Source organism: Hymenobacter sp. BT188 (assembly GCF_014333585.1).
Taxonomy (GTDB): domain Bacteria; phylum Bacteroidota; class Bacteroidia; order Cytophagales; family Hymenobacteraceae; genus Hymenobacter.
In genome coordinates, this window is record NZ_JACSCW010000001.1 from 33,343 (window position 1) to 57,703 (window position 24,361).

General features: G+C 53.5%; 22 protein-coding genes. 6 read left to right on the forward strand and 16 right to left on the reverse strand.

The features are described 5' to 3' along the window. The first annotated feature begins 124 nt into the window (after positions 1 to 124). The gene (locus H8B13_RS00120) at positions 125 to 1,315 is read left to right on the forward strand and encodes a CaiB/BaiF CoA transferase family protein (protein WP_187308817.1); all 1,191 of its coding nucleotides are present in this window, start codon (positions 125 to 127) and stop codon (positions 1,313 to 1,315) included. A gap of 129 nt (positions 1,316 to 1,444) precedes the next feature. Then, the gene (locus tag H8B13_RS00125; protein WP_261990165.1) at positions 1,445 to 2,233 is read left to right on the forward strand and encodes a hypothetical protein; all 789 of its coding nucleotides are present in this window, start codon (positions 1,445 to 1,447) and stop codon (positions 2,231 to 2,233) included. 147 nt (positions 2,234 to 2,380) lie between these two features. Here the strand turns inward: H8B13_RS00125 and trpS are convergent, their stop codons facing one another. From trpS to H8B13_RS00155, 6 genes are all read right to left on the reverse strand, one after another. Beyond that, a complete protein-coding gene (gene trpS / locus H8B13_RS00130; protein WP_187308818.1) occupies positions 2,381 to 3,355 on the reverse strand; it encodes a tryptophan--tRNA ligase in 975 nt (324 codons plus the stop codon). A 12-nt stretch (positions 3,356 to 3,367) separates the two neighbouring features. Continuing rightward, positions 3,368 to 4,003 (reverse strand): hypothetical protein, encoded by a 636-nt coding sequence (locus H8B13_RS00135; protein WP_187308819.1) that lies wholly within the window; start codon positions 4,001 to 4,003, stop codon positions 3,368 to 3,370. 39 nt (positions 4,004 to 4,042) lie between these two features. Next, positions 4,043 to 4,789, reverse strand: a complete 747-nt coding sequence (locus tag H8B13_RS00140; RefSeq protein WP_187308820.1) for a queuosine precursor transporter — start codon at positions 4,787 to 4,789, stop codon at positions 4,043 to 4,045. A 77-nt stretch (positions 4,790 to 4,866) separates the two neighbouring features. After that, positions 4,867 to 5,778: a ribonuclease Z gene (locus H8B13_RS00145; RefSeq protein ID WP_187308821.1), complete on the reverse strand. Its 912-nt coding sequence runs from the start codon at positions 5,776 to 5,778 to the stop codon at positions 4,867 to 4,869. Between the two features lie 169 nt (positions 5,779 to 5,947). Then, a complete protein-coding gene (locus tag H8B13_RS00150) occupies positions 5,948 to 6,322 on the reverse strand; it encodes an STAS domain-containing protein (RefSeq protein ID WP_084446661.1) in 375 nt (124 codons plus the stop codon). A 235-nt stretch (positions 6,323 to 6,557) separates the two neighbouring features. Beyond that, positions 6,558 to 7,394 carry a DUF4198 domain-containing protein gene (locus H8B13_RS00155; protein WP_187308822.1) on the reverse strand — a complete coding sequence of 279 codons (837 nt, stop codon included), beginning with the start codon at positions 7,392 to 7,394 and terminating at the stop codon, positions 6,558 to 6,560. Positions 7,395 to 7,527: 133 nt separating this feature from the next. Between H8B13_RS00155 and H8B13_RS00160 the strand changes: the two genes are divergently transcribed. Then, positions 7,528 to 8,568: a fasciclin domain-containing protein gene (locus H8B13_RS00160; RefSeq protein ID WP_187308823.1), complete on the forward strand. Its 1,041-nt coding sequence runs from the start codon at positions 7,528 to 7,530 to the stop codon at positions 8,566 to 8,568. Between the two features lie 108 nt (positions 8,569 to 8,676). On the opposite strand, the gene H8B13_RS00165 is transcribed toward H8B13_RS00160, so the two are convergent. Both H8B13_RS00165 and H8B13_RS00170 read right to left on the reverse strand, forming a co-directional pair. Then, positions 8,677 to 10,515: a glycosyltransferase gene (locus H8B13_RS00165; protein WP_187308824.1), complete on the reverse strand. Its 1,839-nt coding sequence runs from the start codon at positions 10,513 to 10,515 to the stop codon at positions 8,677 to 8,679. A gap of 143 nt (positions 10,516 to 10,658) precedes the next feature. Beyond that, the gene (locus H8B13_RS00170) at positions 10,659 to 12,467 is read right to left on the reverse strand and encodes an alpha-amylase family glycosyl hydrolase (RefSeq protein WP_261990166.1); all 1,809 of its coding nucleotides are present in this window, start codon (positions 12,465 to 12,467) and stop codon (positions 10,659 to 10,661) included. A gap of 399 nt (positions 12,468 to 12,866) precedes the next feature. Between H8B13_RS00170 and H8B13_RS00175 the strand changes: the two genes are divergently transcribed. After that, positions 12,867 to 13,271, forward strand: a complete 405-nt coding sequence (locus H8B13_RS00175) for a DUF6960 family protein (protein WP_187308825.1) — start codon at positions 12,867 to 12,869, stop codon at positions 13,269 to 13,271. Between the two features lie 61 nt (positions 13,272 to 13,332). Here the strand turns inward: H8B13_RS00175 and H8B13_RS00180 are convergent, their stop codons facing one another. The 4 genes from H8B13_RS00180 to H8B13_RS00195 form a co-directional block, all read right to left on the reverse strand. Beyond that, a complete protein-coding gene (locus tag H8B13_RS00180; protein WP_187308826.1) occupies positions 13,333 to 14,679 on the reverse strand; it encodes a YfcC family protein in 1,347 nt (448 codons plus the stop codon). Positions 14,680 to 14,825: 146 nt separating this feature from the next. Further along, a complete protein-coding gene (locus tag H8B13_RS00185) occupies positions 14,826 to 15,101 on the reverse strand; it encodes a hypothetical protein (RefSeq protein ID WP_187308827.1) in 276 nt (91 codons plus the stop codon). Between the two features lie 79 nt (positions 15,102 to 15,180). After that, positions 15,181 to 15,456, reverse strand: a complete 276-nt coding sequence (locus H8B13_RS00190; protein ID WP_187308828.1) for a hypothetical protein — start codon at positions 15,454 to 15,456, stop codon at positions 15,181 to 15,183. A gap of 458 nt (positions 15,457 to 15,914) precedes the next feature. Next, positions 15,915 to 17,204 (reverse strand): cation:proton antiporter, encoded by a 1,290-nt coding sequence (locus H8B13_RS00195; RefSeq protein ID WP_187308829.1) that lies wholly within the window; start codon positions 17,202 to 17,204, stop codon positions 15,915 to 15,917. 222 nt (positions 17,205 to 17,426) lie between these two features. Here H8B13_RS00195 and H8B13_RS00200 point away from each other — a divergent pair, with 222 nt between their 5' ends. Further along, the gene (locus H8B13_RS00200; RefSeq protein ID WP_187308830.1) at positions 17,427 to 17,669 is read left to right on the forward strand and encodes a hypothetical protein; all 243 of its coding nucleotides are present in this window, start codon (positions 17,427 to 17,429) and stop codon (positions 17,667 to 17,669) included. Between the two features lie 82 nt (positions 17,670 to 17,751). On the opposite strand, the gene H8B13_RS00205 is transcribed toward H8B13_RS00200, so the two are convergent. Further along, entirely contained in the window at positions 17,752 to 19,872 is a 2,121-nt protein-coding gene (locus H8B13_RS00205; RefSeq protein WP_187308831.1) for a T9SS type A sorting domain-containing protein, read from the reverse strand. A 467-nt stretch (positions 19,873 to 20,339) separates the two neighbouring features. On the opposite strand from H8B13_RS00205, the gene H8B13_RS00210 reads away from it, so the two are divergent. Beyond that, the gene (locus H8B13_RS00210) at positions 20,340 to 20,771 is read left to right on the forward strand and encodes an EamA family transporter (protein WP_187308832.1); all 432 of its coding nucleotides are present in this window, start codon (positions 20,340 to 20,342) and stop codon (positions 20,769 to 20,771) included. Positions 20,772 to 20,795: 24 nt separating this feature from the next. On the opposite strand, the gene H8B13_RS00215 is transcribed toward H8B13_RS00210, so the two are convergent. From H8B13_RS00215 to H8B13_RS00225, 3 genes are all read right to left on the reverse strand, one after another. After that, a complete protein-coding gene (locus H8B13_RS00215) occupies positions 20,796 to 21,245 on the reverse strand; it encodes a GNAT family N-acetyltransferase (RefSeq protein WP_187308833.1) in 450 nt (149 codons plus the stop codon). 59 nt (positions 21,246 to 21,304) lie between these two features. Beyond that, positions 21,305 to 22,738, reverse strand: coding sequence for an amidohydrolase family protein (locus H8B13_RS00220; protein WP_187308834.1), 1,434 nt, complete (start codon positions 22,736 to 22,738; stop codon positions 21,305 to 21,307). A gap of 266 nt (positions 22,739 to 23,004) precedes the next feature. After that, a complete protein-coding gene (locus tag H8B13_RS00225) occupies positions 23,005 to 24,225 on the reverse strand; it encodes a Gfo/Idh/MocA family protein (RefSeq protein ID WP_187308835.1) in 1,221 nt (406 codons plus the stop codon). Positions 24,226 to 24,361: the final 136 nt, after the last annotated feature.

The following is a 24,361-nucleotide window of genomic DNA, read 5'->3' on the forward strand; positions in this document are numbered from 1 at the left end:
ATGAGTGCGGAGTATATAGAATAAGACAAACGTCTTCGTGCTGCGGTTCAAAAGCAGCTGTAACGGACCAGTTAAAGAAGTGCCGCTTGCCGGATTTATCTTGCCGAACTTCTGCTGGCCAAAAATGGATCTGACTACCTTGCCTTCTGCTAATTATATAGTTGAAAAAGCCTCCCAGCCTTTCACTGGCATATTTATTCTGGAATTAGCCTCTGTGCTAGCGGGGCCGCAGGTCGGTCAGTTCTTCGCCGAACTGGGAGCAACAGTTATGAAAGTAGAAGCCCCCAGCGGCGATGTAACCCGCACTTGGAAGACCGCCTCTGAAACTGCTGAGACGGATATATCAGCGTATTTCGCTGCTTCTAATTGGGGTAAAAAGTCCATCGTGCTGGACCTTACCACGGCTGATGGCCAAGCGGCTATCCGTACGCTCGCCGTTCGCGCCGACATTGTGCTGGCCAGCTATAAACCAGGCGATGCCGAAAAGCTGGGCGCCGATTACGCTACCCTTTCGGCCGCCAATCCGCGCCTCATCTACGGTCATCTCACTGGCTACGGCCCTGCTATCAACCGCGCGGGTTATGATGCGGTGCTACAGGCCGAAGCGGGGTTCATGTACCTGAATGGCCCGCCCGGTAGTGAGCCGCTGAAAATGCCGGTAGCTCTAATCGATCTGTTGGCCGCTCACCAGCTGAAAGAGGGCTTGCTCACCGCGCTTTACCAGCGTACGCACACCGGCCGCGGTGCCTATGTGCAGGCGTCTTTGCTCGACAGCGCATTGGCTTCCTTGGCCAATCAGGCCGCGACCTGGCTTGTTACTGGCCACGACCCCAAGCCTTTAGGATCCGGGCATCCGGGCATTGTGCCTTACGGTACCGTGTACCGCGCCGCCGACGGCCGGCATCTGGTGCTGGCCGTCGGCAGCGACCGGCAGTTTGGATTGCTATGTGCCGCCCTGGCCCGGCCGGAGTGGGCAACAGATGCCCGCTTTCAAACGAATGCCCTGCGCGTGGCTAATCGAATAGCGTTGGAAGAACTGTTGCGCCAACGCATAGCTGAAGTGAATGGCAAGGAGCTGCTGCAGACGCTGGAAAAGCAGGCCGTGCCAGCCGGCGCGGTGCGCAAGGTAGGAGAAGCGATAAAACACGAGTCGGCGGAGCGCATGATTTTGCCCCCCACAGCCGATTTTCCGCATTCGGGTCTGCGAACGGTCGCTTTTCAGAGCAGCACCTGGGAGCCGGTACCTGCACTTGCCAGCCCGCCACATTTAGCTCAGCACCAGGCAGAAAACGGGTTGTTGGCCCCTGAGTTGTAGTAGTTCGATTTGGCCAAAGCTGGCTTGGCACAGCTTTGGTTCACTAACTTAACAAGCTCAACCGCGTAACTTCCTACTACTGCTCACGGCTTTTCGGTCCGGCGGCTGCCTTTACTACCCTTTGCAATTATGGCCAAAAGAACCCCCAAAAAACCAATTGCTGACCCTATAAAGGATGCTGAAACTACTCATAAACATGAGGAGGCGATGGCTGCCGCCGAAGTAATTACGGCTGAGGTAGCCACTGAGCGTCTGGCACTTATTTCGGAAGGACTGAAGCAAAAAGCCACGGCCAAGCAAGCCATATTCCGGAACACCAGCGCCGCCTTTGAGTTGCTGCGTCAGGTATCGATGGAACTGACGCTGGAGCTAAGTCGGCGCATCACGGCCATCGATTCTACGGTGGTAATTGAGTACCGGCCAATCAACGAAATGGAGTTTCATATCCGTTTCTCCGGCGACCTGCTTATGTTCGTGATGCACTCCAATATTGTCACTTTCCCCGATGACTACGGCCCCATGCCGAGCAAGTACGTAGAAGAGGATTTCCGGCGCCGCTTCTTTGGTCATATTATGGCTTACAATTTCATGGCCGATAGCATCAAATATCAGCGCCTCAATGACCCTGGTTATTTAGTGGGTCGATTGCTCATTAATATCGAAAATCACTACTTCATCGAGGGTGTAAAAGAGCTCGAACTGCCTGATATAAATATGGCGGATAACATGCTCACCCACGATGCCCTGAAACTGTTTGTAGAAAGCGCCATGATTGCCGCCGTAAACAACGATTTGATTGCGCCGCCACTCCAGGAAATACAGAAAATTACAGTAAAGCAAAAGATCGAAAATCAACAGGTAAGCCGTGGTAGTAAACTAGGATTTAGCTTCTACAGTGGCCAGCACCATCTCGAATAGTTACACCCTTGGCTATTCAAGTTTTATATCTTTACGAGAAATTTCAGGTTAGTAAAAAGCCCCCCAGAGGCAGCTCTGGGGGGCTTTTTATTGAAAAATTTGCTTCGATTACAATGTGCTATTTGTCAGGCCCAAGTAGTTTTATTTCTAGATCGAATAGCCGATTTTTTCGCGTACTCGATTAAGAACTTCCCGTCCATAAGCCTGCGCTTTGCGAGCGCCTTCGGCCAAACGTGCGTCAAGCTCAGGCAGATTTTGCATATAGAAATTAAACTGCTCACGCTCGGTAGCAAAGCGCTGCATGATTAGGTCAAATAACGCCTGTTTGGCGTGGCCATAACCGTAGCCGCCAGCCAGATATTTCTCGCGCATTATTTCAGTATCGGTAGGCGTAGCGAGCAGCGAGTGCAGCTTGAAAATAGTGTCGTTTTCCGGGTCTTTCGGGTCGTCAAGTCCGCGGCTATCCGTCACGATAGTTTTGATGGTTTTGAGTAGCTCTTTTTCGGGGGCAAATATGTCGATGATATTGCCATAGCTCTTGCTCATTTTCTGCCCATCGGTACCCGGAATTGTCATTAATTGCTCATCAACACGAGCCTTAGGCAGCACAAACGTTTCGCCGTAGCGGCTGTTGAATGTAGCGGCAATATCACGCGTGATTTCCAGGTGCTGAATCTGGTCTTTGCCCACGGGTACAATATCGGCGTCGTAGAGCAGGATATCCGCAGCCATAAGCACAGGGTACGTAAACAGGCCCGCATTTACGTCCGCCAGCCGATCCGACTTATCCTTGAATGAGTGGGCATTCGCCAGCATCGGGTACGGCGTGAAGCAGCTCAGATACCAGGTCAGTTCCGTTACCTGCGGCACATCGGACTGGCGATAAAACAGGTTTTTCTCCGTGTCAAATCCGCAGGCCAGCCAGGCTGCGGCCACGGCGTAGGTGTTTTGCCGCAGTACCTGCGCGTCGCGCACCGTAGTGAGTGAATGCAGATCAGCAATGAAATACAGCGAGTCGTTCTGGGCGCTTTTCGACAGCTCAATTGCGGGCAAAATGGCCCCCAGTAAGTTGCCGAGGTGTGGACGGCCGGTGCTTTGGATACCGGTGAGAATTCGGGACATGAAAAAGAGAGTCTAAAACTCGCTGGCCAAGCCCGTGCGGGGAACGTCCACGAAAGGCTGACCAGTATTGAGTGAATGGATGAAAGCTTCGAGATTACGCTGTGAAATGCGTTTATCTGTTAGCAGTTTAATTAAGTCCCCTCGGTTTTGGACGTAAGGCGCCAATGCTAGGCGCAGTTCTTTGCTATTCTTTGGCAACGAAGTCGCCTCTTCTTCATTTGGCCGTTGTAACAAATAGGTGTTAAGGGTATAGGCACCACCATACGACATCATGGAACCACCTGATCCCATTATAGGCGCATATCTGTTTTCCTCGTTGTAACGCATGAGCACTACTTGCCCACTGTCAAGGAGTTGTACAAATGTCAGTTTCATTACCTTTTCAGCTGTAACTGTTGGAACAATAAAGCCGCTAGCAGTAGTGAAATTGCAGTTGCCAATTTGAAAACGATATACATCTTCTGGCAATAGTTTGACTACTTCTCCTTTCCCATTCTTGAAGTCTAAATAATTCGAGTGAAGTCGAATCATACCTACATGCCTTGTTTGGCTATCATTGCCAAAAATGCAGGAACCAGACTGAAAACCTTGAGCTAATAATAAATGAGGCAATAAAACCCCGAAAAACGAAAGTAGAAATGCACGCATAAAGGCTTTGATTATTAACATCTACAGTTGGTTTGATTCTTACACACTTACATCAGCCGCTGCTTCCTGCTGCAATTCCACAGTTCCTTCGCTGCCTAGGTAGCGGTCAATCAGAAAATGGGCCAAATAAATTACCGGCGTCAGCATAATTGCCGCCGCGAATTTATACCAGTAGTTCGTGTTGGCTACGCTGAGCACTTGCTCAAACGACCAGTTGCCGAATAAGTAAAACGCCACGTACAGTACCACGAAGCTATCCACAAGCTGGGAGATGAGCGTGGAGCCAGTAGCGCGCAGCCACACGTAGCGCCCACCCGTCAGGCGCCGTATTGCCTGAAATACCGTCGCGTCGAGCACCTGCCCAATCAGAAAGGCCGTGATAGAACCGGCAATAATTCCCAGACCCTGGCGGAAAATGCTTTGGTAAGCAAAGTCAATATTGAATGGACGGCCAGCCGCGTCCGTCTTGTTTACATCGAGCCAGAAGGTGGCGGGGGGCAAATGTGTGGTGGCCAGAATAACCACGAAGGAATACAGAATCAGGCCCACGGTGAGGTAGCTGATACGCAGCACGCCCGCCCGCCCAAAGTATTCGTTGATGATATCGGTGGTGACAAATACGACTGGCCAAATAAGCACACCGGCCGTCAGGTTGCCGGGCAGCCCCATCAGGGCATCTACCGAAAAAATCTTGACTCCAATGATTTCTGCCAGCAATGCATTCACTACAAAAATCCCGCTGAGCACGAGGTAAAGCTGCTGTTTTTTGCGTCCGAAAGGGGTCATAAAAGCAGGAGCACGCTATAGCACGCTCAGATTTCGGTTGAAAAGAACTACTGGCTCAGTAAGCGGCCGGCAGCTACTTAGAGGGTAACTATTTTGCCTTCAGTCGCCAGCTCTACCCACTCAAATACCGCTTTTGCCTCATCCAATAAAGGCTCCAGCTCGCGGTAGCGGGAGGAGAAGTGACCAATAAGCAGGCGGTGAGCATTGGCCCGACGCGCCAGGTGTGCCGCCTGCCGTGCTGTAGAATGATGGGTAAGCGTGGCCCGCTCGCGCATATCATCCATGAAAGTAGCCTCATGATACAGCAGATCCACGTCGCGCACCAAGTCGGCAAGGGCAGGAGTGTAGAGCGTATCGGCGCAGTAGGCGTAGCTGCGCGAAGGCGAAGGATCGGTGGTAACATCGGCATTGGCCACCACCAGATTGCCGGCTTCGTCGAATATATCTTCGCCCTGGGCCAGTCGGCTGAGCTGAGCTGGCGTGAGGTCGGCGGGGAGGCGGGTTTTATCGAGGTGGCGGCGCTTGGGGTGCTCCCGAAACAAATAGCCACAGCACGGAATCCGGTGCCGCATGGGCAGGCTATGTACAGTCAGATACTTGTCCTCATACACCAGCGCATGCTGCGTAGTATCAACGGGGGTAAAGTTCAGCTCGAAAGAAAGCTGGGTATGGGAGTAGCGAAATTGTGTACTGATGATATCGTCGAGGCCAGCTGGGCCGAAGAGCAGCAGCGGTTCGGTGCGGCCGTGCAGGTGCATGGTGGAAAGCAGCCCAAACAGTCCGAAAAAGTGGTCGCCGTGGAGGTGAGAAATAAAAATGGCCCCCAGTCGCTGGTGGCGCACTTTGTATTCCATCAGGCGTCGCTGCGTGCCTTCGCCGCAATCAATGAGGTAGGAGTTCGCGTCGACGGAGAGCACCTGGGCTGTGTGGTGCCGGTTGAGAAAAGGCGTGGCCGAAGCACTACCCAGTATTTTTAGCTCAAACTCCATGTGAGAAAGATGAATGGCTGAATGGAGGAATGAGTGAAATAGTAGTCGGATAAAAGACAGTTATTCACGCATTCCCCATTCACTCATCTAGCTATAAAAAAAAGTTGGTCGTCTACTATCAGCTTCGATAAACTGACAACAGACAACCAACAGCAGATAACTGAAAAACCTATTCCTTGCTGGTCAAGTCGCGCTCGATAGCGTGCAGAAATACGCGGTCAATCCCTTCTTCAACGGTGGGCAGAATATGCAATACAGATTCAAGCTTGCTGATGGTGATAAGCTTCATCACATGGTCTTGCAGGCCCGTGAGCACCAGCAAACCGCCGGTAGAATTGCATAAGCGGTTGGCAATCAGGATGGAGCTAAGCCCGGAAGAATCAGTGTACTTCACGTTACCCAGATCCAGGATGAGGTTATTGATGCCTTCCGCGTTCAGCTTGACAAACTCCGATTTCAGGTCCGGGGCCACCGTGGTGTCCAGCTTCTTCTCATCAATAGTGATGATGGTGTAAGTTTCCTTTTTATCGATGGAGTACTTCATACGGACGTTAGGGACGGGTTAATGGGAATTGCGAAGGTAACAAAAAAACAGTTCGTGTGAAATTGGCTAATCCCGGATAAGGAATACTCACACACAGACAAAAGTAAAAGAGTGGAATGAATTAATTGGGCGTAGCTAAGCGTAATAAGTACCCCATTCTATCATTCTTTTTATTCGAAATAGTCACTAAGCTAGGAAAAATACTGATTAAATTTAAGTACTAATCCCGAATTTTTTAAAGGCCCTTTTGGGGGGCAAATCCAAACGTAAGCGTGGCCCAAGTGCTTTGCCAATCGGCCGTTTTGCGGTCGGTGGTGGGCGCCATACACACAGTGCTAAGCATATAGCTGCCCGGAGCCGACAAATGAAACAGCACTCGTCCATTTTGGTTAGTGTATAATTTGGTTCGGCGGGTAATTGTTTGATTGGGTGCGCCACGTTGCCACACATGTACCAACGCTCGGGGTAGCGGCTTGCCTTCATACAATACCCGCACAGTAAGAGCGGCCCCGGCTTTCAGGGCGTAAGGATTTTGCTCTGGAATCAATTCCAGCGCCTGCCCACTAGGGCGGGCAAACGTGCTGTCGTAAGTAATAATAGGTCCGGCCACAAGAAGCGTTTTGGCGCAGCGCTGGTATAATTCGCGGCCGGGCTTGGTGGTTTCGCCACGCTGGCGGCGCAGGGTTAAGGCATTGTCGAGGCCAGTTTCCTGTAGGTAAGAAGTGAATTTATCACCGGCCAACTCCACGAAGGAATTAGTGGTGGTAAGCGCTAGCAAGTGCAAACCTGGCTTTTGGAAAGTAATAGCCGTTTGCAGCGTGTCGGCGCTGGTAGCGGCTGCGGTTAAATCAACGGAGTCTGTGGCGGTATAGTGGTGCAGACTGGTAAGGCGGGCGCTTTTACCAGCCCACCGCTCACCAGTAAAATCCTCCCCCACAAAAACGTGCAGATTCTGCTGGTTACCAGCCAGCACAAAGAAGCGTGGTGGCAGCAACCAGAGCTCACTAGCTAAGCCAGCCACCGAGCACGCAAGCAGCGGCAGGATTATCAGAAATTTATGAGAAAGACGCATAAAATGAGTAAGACAACTTTCAGATATGATTGATTAACAGGCTTTAATGAAAAATTAATACAAACATTTTTTCAACTCACATGTAATAGTATCTCAATGTTTGTTTAACTTTTTAACTAAAAAAATTCAACAAATGAGAACGAACACTTTATTCCGCTCGCTTCCCTCATTCCGGGCCTTGCGATTACTTGCCGTTGGTTTGTTGGTTGGGCTAGGCGCTACCAGCTGCGACGACGATGAAGTGGATGTGCCGCCAGTTACCCAGCAAAATATTGTGCAAGTGGCCCAAGGCAATGCTGACTTCAGCGTTCTGGTTGCTGCTGTCACCAAGGCTGATCTGGCCACGACGCTAAGCGGCACCGGGCCCTTTACTGTGTTTGCTCCCAACAATGCAGCATTTGCCAAATTAGCTGGCGGCCCCCTCGACGCCTTCAGCTCGGCAGCCAAAATTAATGCCGTAACGGATGCCACCCAGATTGCAGCCCTACGTGGCGTATTGCTCTATCACGTACTGAGCGCCAACGTAACGGCCGGCGATATTGCTGCTGGGGCTAGCACCAGCACTACGGCGCGGCCGGCTAGTGCTTCGGGCGTCAATGACAACTCCATTTACCTGACCAAGGCCGGCAACAACGTCTTTATAAATGGTGGCACCAGAGTAGTAACAGCCGATATAGATGCCAGCAATGGCACTATTCACGCTATCGATAACGTATTGCTGCCCCCAAGCCAGACTATTGCCGCTATCGTGCAAAGCAGCGCAACTGCTAGCCCGGCCCAGTTTACGTTGCTATTGCAGGCACTGTCGCGACCCGCAGCGCAGGCCCTGTTAACGGCCGCCGCTGCCAACACTTCCAACATCACCGTATTTGCCCCCACTGACGCTGCTTTTCGGGCAGCTTTGACGGCATTAAATCTGCAAAATGTAAGTCAGATACCTGATGCCACGCTGGTAAGCATTCTGCAAAAGCATATCGTCGGGACAGGCCGGGTCTTCTCGTCTGATCTGGCACCAGGCAACGTGGCTACGCTGAATGGCAATGTGACCATTGCTGCGGCTGGCAACGGCTTTACCGTGCGCGGAGGATCCGGCACGGCTGCCAATATTACTGCCGCTAATATTCTGGCTACCAATGGCGTAGTGCACGTCATCAACCAAGTGCTACTACCCTAACGCTAAGCGTAAGCACACGCATCAAAAAAAGCCCCCCAGCCGCTTTTATCGCACCTGGAGGGCTTTTTTTGATCAAGATGTAGAGACAAGCAAGTGTGCTATTCTTTTCTACACTTTCTCCAACGCCAGTGAATAAGCCCGATCGTAGTGTTCACGCAGGTTTTTCCAGTCGAATAGCTCGGAGGAACTCTCCACTTTATTTCGCTGCATAATTCGCTCGCGCCGATTTAGAAGCACAAAATTCCAGAGCATATTAGTGAGTTCTTCGGCCGCTTCGTCGAAGGTTTTCTCTTGGCGCTGCACCACATAAATGCCTTTGTCTTCGTGGTCGGGCACATTCTGCATCACATAGTCGCCAAAGCCGGATAAGTCGCTGGTAATGGCTGGTACGCCACGGGCCACGCATTCGAGCGGCGTGTAGCCCCAGGGCTCATAATACGATGGGAAAATACCCAGGTGGCAGCCGCGCACAAATTGCCCGTACTCCATTCCAAACAAGGGAGACGTAGGCGAAACAAAATCAGGGTGGTACACGATTTTAACGCGGTCGTGCTGGTTGTTAACCAGGTTGGAGCGCCGCAGGAAATTTAAAATGTCATCCTTCGCGTCGTCAACCAAGTTGTGAGTGATAACGGAAGGTAGCTGTGTGGTTTTCCAACTTTGTAGGGTGCGGCGGTAGCGCAGGCGCCAGTAATCATCTACCATATCCGACAGATTAGGCAAGCGATGATCGGTGCTAGCGGCGGCGGCATACACGAGTCGCTCACCTACCTGCCGCTCTATGGCCGCGCAGGTTTCGCGCACTTCATCCAGCACCGCCCGGCTCTGAAGCACCAGCGGGTTGATGCTGGTAAATGGCCGCTTCGTGATAAAAAACATTACAACCTGACCTTCCATGCCGCTTTGCTGCAAGCGGTAGTTCAGACGTGCCAGCGCTTCCAGCGTTATATCGAAGCCCTTGTTGTGATATTCATAGCGGCCCGAGGTAAACATGTATAGCGTGTTATCCAGATCGAAGGCGTAGCTCTGGAAAAAGTGCGCCATTACAAAGTCATGGATCTTGGCCTTGTATTGCTGGTGCAGATTCTGAAATTCGTGCAGGGCCACGAAGCGCTCAATATTGAGGCCGTTGGGTAATACCGCGTCCGGAATTCTATCCAATAAATAAATGCACTCGCGCACCGTCAGCTCACTAACTGTCGTGAATACGTGGGAGCCGTGGGCAGCCGCGCGCTCTATCCGCACGGCCGTTTCGATGTTAAAATTGCGCGATTCTGCTTCCCAATTGACCTGCATGAGGTGGTCGTAGAAGTTGGGATCATTCATGGCCAGATAGCGGCCCAGCAGCGTGGCGTGGGTAGTGAACACAATGTGTAAAGGCACCTGCTCGCGGCGCAACACCGGAATAGCTACGCCCGTCATCCACTCATGAAAATGAGCCACTACGCGCTGGGGTGGCACTGTTTCGGCAGTCAGAATTTGCAGAAAAATAGTAGCCAAATGCCCGAAGGCTTCAACCTGATGCAGCAGGTCGTCGTGGTCGGGTGTGGGGATACCGTGGTGCTGCCATAGGTCAGTTTTGATGCTACCCAGACGGTCGTACACCTGAAAAGGATTGATGAGCACCACCCGCGGCCGGCCCGTTACAAGCCAAGTGCCGTACTGCACGTCGTAGCCCATGAGGCGCATCTGACGCACGGCCCCGGCAAATGGGTCGGTGAGGAGCGTTAGCTCATGATCTTCGATGGGCTCAAACTCGCCTTGTGCCTGCTGCGGAAAATAAGGCCCAAGCAGGCAATAACGGTCGCCCCAGCCTTGCACCGTGGCGGGTACTTTGGAGCGAATAACGGTATAAATGCCCCCCACCTGATTGCAGACTTCCCAAGCGACTTCAACGAGCAGAGCATCGGGGGCAATGATTTCGGGGGCTGAGGGGGGGGGCTGCATATGCGAAAGAGTTTAGTAGGTCGTAGGGCTGACAAGATAGACGGGCTTACGGATTTTCCGCAGACTGGCACGTGTGAAAACGCAGAAGAGCGCAGAACGGGTAATTTGCTCTGCGCTCTTCTGTAAGATCCGATTTACGACTTTTATTGCGAGATAATCAAGACGGAGTATGGTGCCAGCCCAAAACAGGCATGAAATGGTAACGCATCGTACTCGCCTTCCTCTGCCTCGGCGCCGAAGCTTTCGAAGTTGCTAAACTCCTGATCGTAGCCTTCCCAGTCGCTATTGAAGCGTACTTGCCACTGTCCAGCAGAGGGTAGCCCAATGCAATATCCTTCACGTGTGGTATCCGCGAAATTTGCTAGGATGATGGTTTCATCGCCGGGGCCGCCCTGGTCCCAGCGGCGGAAAGCAATAATCTTATCTTCGTTATTGATATGAAAAACCTCTGTATGCTGACCTGAAAGGCCGCGCGTAGTGCCAGAGAAATTGCGGCGCAAGGCTATCAGGTCGCGGTAGAGGTGAATCAGGCCGCTATGTTTTTCGGCCCGGCTCCAGTCCAGCGGCTGATCGTCGGAGAAAAAACCATCGGCCAGCATCGCCTGACCTTGAAACAGCATAGGAATACCGGGGGAGGTGAGCACGAGCGCCGCTCCCAGAGTTGCGCGTTTTTTGGGGTACCAATGATGAGCGGCGCCGGGCATGATTTCCTCCGGTACCCGCGACTTTCCGTTGGCCACCTCGTCGTGCGACTCGGTATAGATAACCCGTTGGAAAGCGTCGCCATTGTAGGTCTGAGCGATGGCACCGGCCACGGCCAGCATGTCGCGGTCGGCGTCGTGCTGAGTTGTTAGGGCTTCGCGAATGGGATACACGAAGGCAGCATCCCACTGAGTAGAAAACCCTTGCCCATCTTGATCGGTGGAGCGGGTGATGTACTCATTGCCCAATAAATCTTCGGCAATCGTGATTTTCCAGGGCATACGGGCCTGAATCTCCTCATTGATCCAGCGCATCAGGTCCCATCCTTCGGGCAAGTCGGTGGAGGGGTCGGCGCTACCGTGCACGTTGCGAATGTGGGAGATAGAGTCAGCCCGCAGGCCATCGACCCGAAACTCTTCCAGCCACATCAGGGCATTGTCGCGGATGTACTGGCGCACCTGGGGGCGACCGTAGTCGGGGCGGTTGTGGCCCCAAGGCGTTTCGGCCCGCCAGTCGTTGTAGAAGTAAATGCCACCACCATCATTTTCCTGCCAGCCGTCAAACTGCCACAGGTCGAGGTCGCCGGGGCCAAAGTGATTGTAGACTACGTCCAGAATAACAGCTATTCCGTGTCTGTGCGCCTCTTTTACCAGTTGCTTAAAAGCGTTGGCCCCACCATAATCAGTTTCGATAGCGAAGGGATGGGAGGGATTGTATCCCCAACTCCGGCTGCCCGGAAACTCTGTGGGGGGCATAATTTCGATGGCATTAATGCCTAGCTCCCGTAAATAATCCAGCTTCTCGATAACATTGTAAAAGGTGCCGGGCTTATCGGGATCGGGGGCATTGAAGGTGCCCACGTGGATTTCGTAGATGACGAGCGCGTTCCAGGGGGGCATTTCAAAGTGGTCATCTTCCCAGTCAAAATCGTGGTTTGGTACCACCGAGTTGCCGGCCGAATGCGTGACTTCGCGGGCGTAGGGGTCGTTTTTGCTTAATTCCTGCCCTTGGTAGCAGATCAGAAACCGGTACTCATCGCCGGGCTTCACGCCAGCAACATCGATAGCCCAATAGCCGTCGGCCTCGGGGCGGAGCGGATTGCTTTTGTTGGACCAATCATTGAAAGTACCTATTACGTTAACTTCCTCGGCGTGAGGCGCCCACACGCGAAAGGTGGTGCCGGCAGAATGTGGAATAGCGCCCATACCCAGCTGTAGGGTAGAGGCAATGGGGGCAGGGTGAGTTGGCATTTAGGGGTAGTAAGTCGCGGATCCGTCGCTACAAAAACTGGACGGTAGATCGTGTTAAACTGACGAGGTTGGCATTTGGTTGTCTGGGGCACAGCTGATTCTGTCAGAGCACTACAATGGCCGGAAACCATGACATTGCACAAGCCCTGAAATTTGCCGTGCTTAGTCGCTATGAGTCCTGCTTCCCCGCCCACCGTGACCGGTTGTTAGCCCATGCCACAGAGATATTTAAGAAATAACGCGCTGAAATAGCCCAGGAGAAAAGTGCCGAAAGCCTGGGAAGTAGTGGGCATTGCGGAATAAATTGCCGGCGTTTCGTGTTCTGAAATTTGCCCCCCAGCCATGCCCAACCTATTGGTGGGCGGCTGGTTGTTGAATTTTCGTATCTATCTCGCTTTCATGGCTCGACCAAAACCTGTTCGTTACGGCTTATACCCCTGGACTCCCGATTATGGCCTGCGCTACATCCATCCGGCCAACCGCCGCACCTTCGAGTGGCTGGAACCGATGGGTAAGCTATTTGAGAAAATTGATGAAACTGACGACTGGATTTTGATTCGGTATGATGAACAGCAGTTCAAAGTCAGTGGCGAACTGTTCACGGAGCTAAGTGAAAAGCCCGTGTTCAGCTTCGGCGACTTAGTAGAAGAAATAAACCCGGAGCCGGGCCGGGAACCGCACCGTGGCCTCATCTCCGACGTGTATTGGGACGAAAGCCGCGATCGGCCCCGGTTTCAAATCGTGGAGAAAAAGCGCAAAATCAAGCGAGTGTTTGAGCCCGAGGAATTGCGCAGCGTTATTTGAAGTCAATTTCACAAAAAAAGCCCCCCAGACGACTATCTGGGGGGCTTTTTTTGTGAAAGAATCATTGTAAACCGATTACAATACCAATGACCACCGCCAGCGCGCCCAGCACTAGCAGCCCCAGGTATAAGGGCAGCACAAACTTCCACCACGCATCAAACCGTACGCCGCACGCTGCCACAATGGCCATCAAGGCGCCGTTGGTAGGCGTAATCAGTTCACAGAGGCCAGCGCCGTATTGATAAGCCAGCACTGTAACCTGGCGCGACAAACCGAGCAAATCGGAGAGGGGCGTGAGAATGGGCATCGTGAGTACCGCCTGGCCGCTCACGCTGGGCACGGGCAAATGCAGGGCCGTATGCACCGCCATCATGCCCAAGGCTGATAGCGTAACCGGCAACCCTGCCAGCGGCGCAGACATAGCCTGCACAATTGTATCTACGATCTGACCCTGCTCTAGCACCACAAAAATGGCGCGCGCAAAGCCAATCAGTAGGGCCGAAAAAGCCAGGTCGCGGAAGCCGGCAATAAAGCTTTCAGCCGTGCCCGTTAGGCCCAGGCCACCAACTAAGCCGGCCGTTACGCCCAGCACGAAAAATAAGGCACCCATCTGCTCGAATTCCCAACCCAGATTAAGAACGCCGTAGGTAAATGCGGCAAACGTGAGCAGGAGCAACAGCAGCACCAACCCATGGCGGCCCGCGCCGCCCGTAGTTTCGGTTTCGGCTTCTGCCAGTTCGGGAGCTACGCGGTGGCGGGTAGCGTAGCGAATGGTGCCGCCAATCCAGAGCACTAAGGCAGCGGCCAGAAAAATCAGCCGAAAGCCCGCGCCGGAAAGCAGAGGCAGCTGAGCCAGCTTTTGGGCAATGCCTACTTGAAAAGGATTGATGGGGCTAAAAGCCGCTCCCACAGCGGCAGCACCCAAACTTACCGCCGCAGCCGTAAGCACCGGATAGCCTAAGCGTCGCATGAGTACCAGCAGCACGGGCACCAGCGGAATGATTTCTTCCTGCATATTCTCCAGCGCGCCCATCGTGGCGAAAAGCAAGGAAATAAGCGGAATAACAAGTGCCTCTCGCCCTTGAAAGCGCACCAACAGCCAGTCGACGCCCCGCCGCAGCGCGCCCGTATGGTCAACGACGGTGAAGGCCCCGCCCGTCAGAAAAACGAAAAAGATGACGCTGGCCGCTTCCTGCATACCTCGCGGAATACTAACCACCGCTTCCAGCGGACTAACTGGCGAAGGGGCCACCCGGTGATAGGAGCCCGGAATGACTACTTCGCGGCCGGTGGCGGCATCGGCGCGGCGCTCAAATACGCCGGCGGGCAGCACGTAGCTCAGCAGCGTGGCCAGCACAATAAACCCAACCAGAAGAACCAGCGGGTGTGGGAAGCGAAAGGTGTTCATGATGTGGATTAAGGAATGCTGAACAGTCAGCAAACATCCACGAAAAAATGCATTCTCCGCTAATCAGCCTTAAAACTAAGTGGCCGCAGGCTGTGGCAGTCGGAGCAAGCCAGCGGCGGAAATACGTGCTGCGTTAACCCGCCAAATCAGGCGGAAATACTGGCGTAGTGCTCATCGATGGACTTGTCCATGGCTTCGCGAAAAGTCACCAGAAGCTTGTTGCGCTCGGTATCGGGCATACTTTGCAGGGCTTGCTCAAAAGTAGTGCGGTATACATGCACCATAAATTCGGCGCCGTGACTAGACAGAAACCCATCATGGATACTCTTAAATACCACTTTTTCAGCGGAAGAAATAGTAAGCGAAAGAGCCAGCCATTCCTTCGCATTATTGGCTAGGCTGAGGCGTAAGTCTTCATTCATAATCGTACTGATAAAAAAAGCAATGATTGAAGGTCAGTGATAAGCGTTAAAGTACCGCTTCCAACGCGGAGCCTGATTCTTACAAAGAACTAGGCGCGGGAGGCTCCGCTGACCAGTTTACCTGCCGCAGCAACACGCGGAACTCTGCTTCGGATGCTACGCGGCCCTGAAAGCTATAGAGCATCTGGCCATCGACTACCTCCAGCAAAGTGATTTCATCATCTTCGTAGAGCACAACAGTTTCCTGTCCGCAGGCGCTGGGACGGCTATACCGCATTTGGCGGGGCGGCGAGCGGAATTGCACGAAGCCCAATGCTTGGAGTAACTCCGCAGATGGTTGATAAAAAACAGACATGTGAAATGGCCCCCGATAAAAGCGCCAAGCAACTACGCTGAGCGGTAAGCTGTAACGCGTAATAAGCTAAAAGGCAAAATACCAAACAGTTGCCTTGAATTAAGAACGGGAATGGATTGCAGCTACTTGGCAGGCTAAGGCTTTTTCGTCTGTTCTAAGAACAGAAGTCGAAGCACGCCACCTGTTCAATCCTTTCTTGTTCTTAGAATATGACAACACAAAGAATGGTCCAGCTTAGCCGAACTTCCGGCAGCGTCAGTAGCTATTCTAGTCTTTAAGGCGAATAGCTTGTAAAGATCTGTCTGGCAAGTAATTATTTATAAAAATAAATAATTACGTAAGCTATATAGCGCTTCACCTAGAAGCAAACGAGTTGGCGCAGCAAATATTGCTTTGCCCAGCGGCCTGAGACTTGCTTTGCTTCCAGATTTGCCCCCCAAAGAGGGAATAACGGGTAATCAGGGCTTTCCCCCGGCGGCTGATGCAGGCTCGGTGGGCGGCATAGAAGCGGCATCGAGAGGGCGGTGGGAGCCAAAGAAAAGCCGATAAAAGCCTAGCAGTTTGCGTTTTTCCAGTACAAAGAAGAGCACCGTACAGAAAACGGTCGTGAAAATAATTACGGCAAAGGTGATGGTTTGAATAGCGGGGCCGCTGGGCAAACCCCGCTGGGCAGGCAGCGTGGCCAGTACGGCCGCCCCCAAGCCCTTGGGAATCATGATGCTCATGAAGGACATGTCGAACAGCGGGGTTTTGGTGTCGGCAGAAGCCAGCACGACCGGGATGCGCACCAGAAAAAGCAGCAGGGTAATAGCCGCCCCGAGCACAATCAGGTAGGCGTTGTTGAGCACAATCGACATGCCCACATACACGAAGAAAAACGTGCGCAGCAGAAACACCATTTCGGAGAAAAAGTCTTTCTCAACCGCGGTCAGCTCGATGTGGCGACTGGGCAGATACGGGTAGAGCAAACGCGGGCGCAGCAGCGTAACGTTGCCCAAGGTGATGCTGAAAAACAGCACCGCAATCGGGCCGCTGAAATCAAGCTGCTCCACCAATCCGTACACGATAAAGACAAAAGCTGGCGTGGAAAAGCGCGTTTTGAGAAGCGTGGGTACCTTATTCAGTAGTATGGACCACAGGTAGCCGGAGGCCACGCCCGCTACTACAGCCAGCACCAGCGAGGTGAAAATGTGCCCAAACATGGAACCCAGACTAAACGAAGCGCCCGTGTAAAGGCTGATCAGCGAGATGGGAATGGCCAGCGTGTACACGTCGCTGAAGGCCGACTCCATGACCAGCGTGGTAGAGGTTTGCTCCTGAATATCCACCTTACGAGCCAGCGTGGTAACCACCGCCGAGGAAGTGCCCCCCAGAATGCTGCCCAGAATAACGGAGCTGAGAAAGTCGAGGCCCGCGAACATCTGGGCCATGGCCGCCACCAGCATGGTGGTCACAATGAAGTTGAGGGTGGTGAGGGTAACGGTACCCCGCAACGCCGATTTCAGCTGCTCAAAACGTACCTCCAGCCCACTTTCAAACAGAATAAATACCAGTACGATGTTTGTGAAAACCCTGCCCGCCTGCCCAAACGAGGCCGGATCGATGAGGTGAAATACAGGGCCTATTAGGATTCCTACCAGCAGCAAGCCCACCACATCAGGAATGCGGGTCCGGTCGAACATCTCGGCCAGATAATGGCCGAGGAAGATCAGGAAACCGATAAAAATAATGAGGATGGGAGTTGTCATGCTAAAGTTAGTTACCCCCAAATCAGCTCAGATGCACTAGTGCGGCCCGAGCGAAGCATCCGGTTTGGGCAGTACGTGCGAAGTAGGACGCGTAGTTGTCTTCGGCAACGTGCTAATTTTGGGCCTGGGGGGCAAAATTAGCGATGCAACGCTTAATGCAGCCCGCCGAGGTACTCCCCTGGAACCCCCGTAGCGGCATCGCCCGTTGAGGCATTACACCTTATGCAACTCACCGCCTTCAAACTGCTACCCATGGGCCACCAGGCCGTCTTGCTGCGGCAAGGGGGGCATTTCCTGGCCGAGCGCCAGCAAGATAGCTTTAGCCTGCAACTTTATGCGTTCGGCGATTTTTACGCCGAAGTGTGGCGCGTGCAGGATGAAGAGCGCATTCTGTTCATTCATCTGTTTCAGCACCCGGCAGGGCTGGCTGCTTATCTAGAGAGAATCCGGCTGCCCGAGGTATAAAAAAGCCCCCAGCGGCCACCATACAAAAAAGCGCAGCCACTGGCTGCGCTTTTTGCATTAGAAAAGATGGTTCGTATCCGGGCTATTGAATCACTAATTTCTGGGAAGAGGACCGGCCTGCTACCTCAAACTTGGTGATGTACATGCCCTTGGGCAGTGCGCCCAGGTTCTGGGTCAGCGACAGGCGCTGCGTGCCTTTGGTACGGAATACTTCGCGGCCGCTCAGATCGGACACTACCACGCTGATGGGCTGGTTTTCCTCGGCTACTACGTTGAAAGTCACCTCGCCCGTAGATGGGTTGGGATACACGCTTGCTTCGGTGCCCAGGGCTAATACGCCGCTGCCTTTGATGGAAGAAGCTGCTACTGCCGTCAACGACTCGCTTCGTACGCGGTTCTTCAGCTCTTCGAATACTACATCAGCCTGCACGAAGCCGTAGCCGGTTTTGAAGTCGAAGCCCGTGTCAAAAACGCCAGGAGTCAGCGGGTTGTCCATATCAAGCGCCGAGGCAATCAGGCGCTTTCTGATCTGGGTGGGGGGCAAATTGCCGACTACGCCGCCCAGCATAAGCGCCCCCACGGCCGCTACGTGCGGTGCCGCCGCCGAGGTACCAAAGAAGTTGGGGAAAGCATCTGCATCAATCGGAGTGTCAGCGCCGAAGAAAGTAGTGTTGGCTCCGTCGGGGCCAGTTACCTCAGGCTTCTCATATACCTGTGGCTTTTTCAGCTCTACGCCATCCTCAAAATAAATTGGCGTGCCACCCAACGACGAAAAGCCATTGATGATCGGGCGGGGCGTGTTGGGGTTAAACTGCGGTGTGTTGAAATAGGCCGAAGCACCCACAGCAATAACCTTTTCCGCGTTGGCGTGGCCGGCAATGGTAGAGCTACGCGTGTCGTACTCCACAGCAAGGGGCGTGCTGCCGAAGTTGATGTACTTCAGCAGCTTAGGATCGGGGCCGGCAAACTTGGTAATAACCAGCTCGACGGTGGCTGCGGCATTTCCATTATTGGTGACACCCAGAATTTCCACGGGGTCGCCGTTGGCTATGTTATCGGCGGCAGAAAAAGCGATGAGAGTATTACCAAAGAACAGATACATATCCATGTCGGTCTTGGCACCGGCTACGCCGTTAGCCGAGAAAAATGGATCAGTCCATTGTAGGGAAATCGTCAGGCTGCCACGGGCAGGTATCCTAATGCTCTGGCGAACGTCGCCGGGAGCGAAAGCGTGGGCTGTGCCCTCAAGGCCAGGTACTACGATGCCCGAGTTGGCGTAGGGTGCCTGATAGGATTGCTGCCCCTGGTTGCCGGCGGACGAGAAATACGAAGAGCCCCGATCTACCACTTCCTCAGCGGCCTGCGCAATAATACCATCCTCGAAGAAAGGCTCAGCGAAGTAAATAACATCGTCCACAATCATGCGGCTTCCGGCCTCCTCAAGGCGAATAATGCCCTGGGCAAAGCTGGCCTGACCCAGAAAAGCGGTGTGAAAGGCAAGGTCGGCGCCGGGCGCTACATCGTGCACCAGCTCCGCCATGCCACGACCTTCGTCGCTGCCGCCGCTGGGCAAATCTTCCAGCACCTGTACGTTGGCTGGCAAGTCGCCGCTGGCTACTCCGGCCGCGGCCCCATTCCGATTGTTATAGCTATCGGAGAGGATACCCACCTTCACCCCGGCCCCTGACACGTTGTACTTGGCGCGCACCAAATCCGACTTCAGCGATACGTCGCCCTGGCTGGTTACGGCACCCACGTTGCGGGCCGGCGTGTAAGCCGGGCGCACAAACAGCAGGGAGTTAACCGCTTCCAGGCCTTGCAGCTTGGCAATCGGGAACAAGCCCGAAACCATAACACCGTAGGAAGCCCCGCTTTTTAGGCCCTGGGCCTGCAGCTCCTGCAATAGTCCACTTGCGTTGCCTTCAACGGAGGTAGCCTCAATGACAACATAGCCGTCAAAAATCTGAACGTCAGGCGTTACAGAAAGGCCTTCTACCTGACTAACCACAGGAGCCGAGCGTTGCGCCCTCGCTGCCTGATCTTCGGCCACCTTCATCAGGTCAGCAGAAATCTTGGATTTTTTGTTTTTGGCTATGCCTGAGCCTCTTTCTTGGCTTTTTCCCTGAGCCAGCACTTGGGTCTCGCTAACTAACGCAAGGGCTAGGGAGCCCAGCAGTAGTTGCCTCATGTAATGTTTTTTCATACCAGAATAGTTAGGTAAGAGTGAAGTGGACTAGAAAAAAACAATGTTTTGAGGAGGAGCTTATATAATTATCAAAGTGGAAAAATGTTATATATCATTTTTTAGTCTGCGGGAAGTTTTTGCACAAATAAGTCGAGGCTCAACATCAACCATTCGCTACTGCGCATGACAGGCGCTTTAGCCGCATATACATAGAGTATTGAGTAGTAAAATTCCTGAGATTAATTTATTGCTGCCCGCGTTGGGCTAAGCCTTGATGGCCTCTAAAAAGCCCCCCACACCTACCTTCAGCTGCCGTAATAGCTGACCATGCTACGGGAGCATGCTTGAGTCAAATCACGACTGTGTGTCCTATCACTCAATAACTTTGCCCCCCGGCCACCGTACTGTGAAGTGCCCGCTAAGGCCAACGCGCTTAGGTATCTGGAGCGGTGTGAATGCCGGAGTAGTTGACGAAGCCGAAGTGTATGTGGATTGTCTTTTCGTTGTTAGCGGCCGTGTCGGCGGCTGTGGTAGTTACCCTTTCCAAGGCCGGCATTAAGAATGTTGATTCCAGCCTGGCCTTCGCCATACAGTCGGTGCTGATTTTGCTGGTGGCGTGGAGTGTGGTCGCTTATCAGGGCAATCTGCCGGATGTATCGCGCATCGACCGGCGGAGCCTGACCTTTCTGGTAATAGCCGGCATCGTGACGTGCGTATCGTCGCTGCTGTCGTTTCAAGCCCTTAAGCTTGGCGAGGCATCGCGCGCCTCGCCCCTCGACAAAGTGTCGCTGGTATTTTCTATAATTCTGGCCGTCGTTTTCCTGAAAGAAAAAATCAACTGGCAGGTAATTGTGGGAGCGTTGCTGATGGCCGCCGGCGCACTGTTTATCGCGCTGGCCAAGCCCTCATCCAACTAAATTATGCGGCGGAATCAGGCCCGACTAAGAGCGGCGCATGGGAATGTGCGGAATGCCGTCTTCCAAGTACATTTCGCCGCACTGCACGAAGCCGAAACTACCGTAAAATCTCTCTAAATATTGCTGTGCACCAATCTTAATGGGCTGGGGGGCAAAATACCGCTCGCAGTGCGTAATTGCCTGGCGCATCAGTTCCTGCCCAAGGCCGAAGCGCCGAAACTCAGGCGCGACAATTACCCGCCCAATGCTGACTTCCTCGTAGCTGATACCGGCGTCGAAAAGCCGGGCGTAGGCTGCTAATTTTCCGTCGGGTGTGTGCCCCAACAGGTGATATGCCGCCATATCCTGGCCGTCAATATCCTGAAAAGCACAGGCTTGCTCCACCACAAATACCTCGCTGCGGAGTTGCAGCAATTCGTATAGCTCGGTTAAAGATAAGTCGTTGAATTGCTTGCAGGTCCAGGATAATGTCATGTGTAGTATTGCTGCTATTACGGGCAAAATAAGAGCTGATTCTTTTGCGAAAACAAGGCTTATTTGCGTTTGATTTTCTTCAATGATTCAGCCAGATCTCGAGCCGAATAAACTTTGCCGCGGGAAACAACAGCGGCTATTTTTTTGATGTTGTTAATGTCAGCCAGCGGGTTCTGATTCAGCAATACCAAGTCAGCATATTTCCCGGCTCCAATGCTGCCCGATTGATCGGCCACGCCCATAAACGTGGCGCCGTTGATAGTGGCCGTGCGTAGGGCCTGCGCGGGCGTAAGTCCGGCCTGCACTAGCAATTTCAACTCGCCCTGCAACGACACGCCAGGGTACACAAACGAATTGAAAGGGCCACTGTCGGAGCCAGCCAGAATGGTGACGCCAGCGGCCTGCATTTCTGGTATCATCGACATAAACTTGGCCGAGAGCCTTTTGCCGAAGGCAACGGTTTCCTTGGGCTGCCGCTTCGCATTGTTGTAGCGGCCCATGTAGGTGGCCTGAATCCTGGGGTCGATGTAGGCAAGCATGGTGTCGCGGGCGTGATCCTGCTCCGTTATTCCGGCCAGCGTTTTCTGAATGAATAAGGTAGGAACCACCGCCGTTTTGCGGTCTGCCAGGGTTTTGAACATAGCGGCCGCCACCGTCGCGTCGTAGGTTTTATAAATGGTGGGCAGCACCGCAAACAAGCCGAGCGGCTTGTCGGTGAGCAGGCTCTGCTTGATAGCGGCCGTCAGGCTGTCTTCGCGGGAAGAGCACCCTTTGAACACATAATACAGGTGCTCACTGGCATCGAGTCCCCGCTCGGCAGCCTCACGCAGCGTGACGGTGTAGGGCATGTGGCCCGTTGTTTTGAGGCCGCGTTTTTCAGCTTCGGTAATAACATTCAGGAAAGCCTCGCCCGAAATTTTGCTCTCATAAATCTTGACGTAATCTACCCGCAGCTTCTGCAAGGAATCCAGGGCAGCAGTTACTTGGGCGGGTGTTTCTACTGCCAAAGAGCCAGGCCACGTGCCGCCCGGACCATCAATCTTGGGCCCCGAAGTGAAGATTCTGGGCCCCGCTAGTTTGCCGGCATTGATCTGCTCGCGCCAGGCGTAAACCGCTGGTGTTAGGTCGCCGCCCGCGTCGCGAACGGTTGTGATGCCGTGCGCCATATACAGCGGCAGTAGGTTCTTATTTGCTTCCGTCAGCGTGTCGCCGCCCCGAAAATGCACGTGCATATCCCACAAGCCAGGCATGAGGTATTTGCCGGTGCCATCCAGGTGTTGGGTGGCATGCTGGGGGGCTTTTTCGGCGCTTTCTATGCGCTGAATCAGGCCGTTTGAAACAACCACATTCTGATCAGTCTGCACAGTGCCGGTTAGCACATCAATCACATTGACGTGGGTAATAACCAGGTCGGCTTTATTCGATTTTACTGCAGCACATTGCGTCAGAATGAAGGCGAGTGAGCAGGCAGCAGCGAGGAGGTGTAGTTTCATAAAAGCAGAGAAGCGGCGAGAAACAGAGAGCGGAGAAATTCCAATCGTACTTGGCTCAGCTAAAGTAGCGCAATTTGCCCCCCAGCCCTTTACGTGACTATAACAACCTTGTATTCTTACCTTACAGACCGTCATGCAGAGACGGAGCCGAAGCGTCTCGCGTGCTGACGCTGGATTGCTATTCCTGCTAAACACGCGAGATGCTTCGGCTCCGCCTCTGCATGACGTTCTTATTGGATAACAGATTTAGACGACCTTGCTGCTCTTTACCGGCTATTGGTGCGGTCAATTATATTCTGCACGTCCTTGGTCGATACTTTCTGCCCGGTTTCGGCGGCGCGGTAGATGGCGGCCATGAGCTGCACATCGCGCAGGCCCATTTCGCCGGGTACGCGGGTAGGTTTGTTGTTGAGAATACAGTCGGCAAAATTGTCCATTTGCAGAGCCTGTTGATTCACGTTTTGCAGGTTCATCGGGCCCTTGCTGGTGGTGCCTTTTATGCCGCCGTAGCCGAAAGCCGGCGAGAGCTCAAATTTGCCTTTGGCCGCTTCGGCCTGGAGGCGGTTGGGCAGGCTTTCGGCGTAGCTGGTGCGGCAATCGGCTACTGAGCCGTCGGCAAACTGGAACTGCCAGTTTACGCCCGCTTCCACTTCTTTGAAGTATTTATTGTCGGCGGGCTTGGGCGTAAATTTCGCCGTTACGGAGGCCGGAAGCTGGCCTTTGGTGTACACTACGCCTTGCACGCAATAAATGCCCAGATCCACCAATGGACCACCGCCAGCCAGCTCCTTATCCACGCGCCAGGGCGTGTCGTTGTTGAACACGTACCCATTGTCGGCCACCAGACGCTTGATCGGGCCGTAGATTTCCTTTTGACCCAAGCGCATCATTTCCATATTGTGGGGCTCGAAGTGCAGGCGGTAGCCGATGCTGAACTTCTTGTTAGCTTTTTTGGCGGTATCTATCATCTGCCGGCACTCGGCGGGCGTCATAGCCATGGGCTTTTCGCAGATCACGTGCTTGCCCGCCTGCAAGGCCCGGATAGTGTATTCGGCGTGCATAGCAATGGGCAGCACCACGTACACGATATCAATATCGGGGTTGTCCACGATGCGGTCGAATGACTTATAGTCGTAGACGTTTTTGTCGGGGATATTATACTTGGCTTTCCACACCGGCACTTTCTCCGGCGAGCCCGTCACGATGCCGGCCAGGCGGCACAGCTTGGTTTCCTGTAAGGCCGGCGCCAACTGCCCGGTGCTGTATTTGCCCAACCCCACCAGGGCCACATTCAACTGCTTGCCCGCCTGCCACGCTTCCAGACTGGCCGGCCCGAAGCTGCTTGCTTCCAGGCCGGTAAGTGAGCCAGCCAGCCCCGAAGTGCCCAGCAAAATGCCCCCCAGACCCAGGGAGGCGTGGCGCAAAAAGTCGCGGCGCGAGGCAGAAGCGCTGGCAGAAGAAGAGGAGATATCGTCGTAGGTTTTCATGGCAGAGAGTTGGGGTATGGTAGCATTACCTCGCCAGGCAATTCTGGGTTGCGCTAATAGGCTGGTAATAACGATGATCTTGTAAACAGGAAATCAGACTTATACATAAGAAAAGACAACGAAAAGGGGCAGCTGA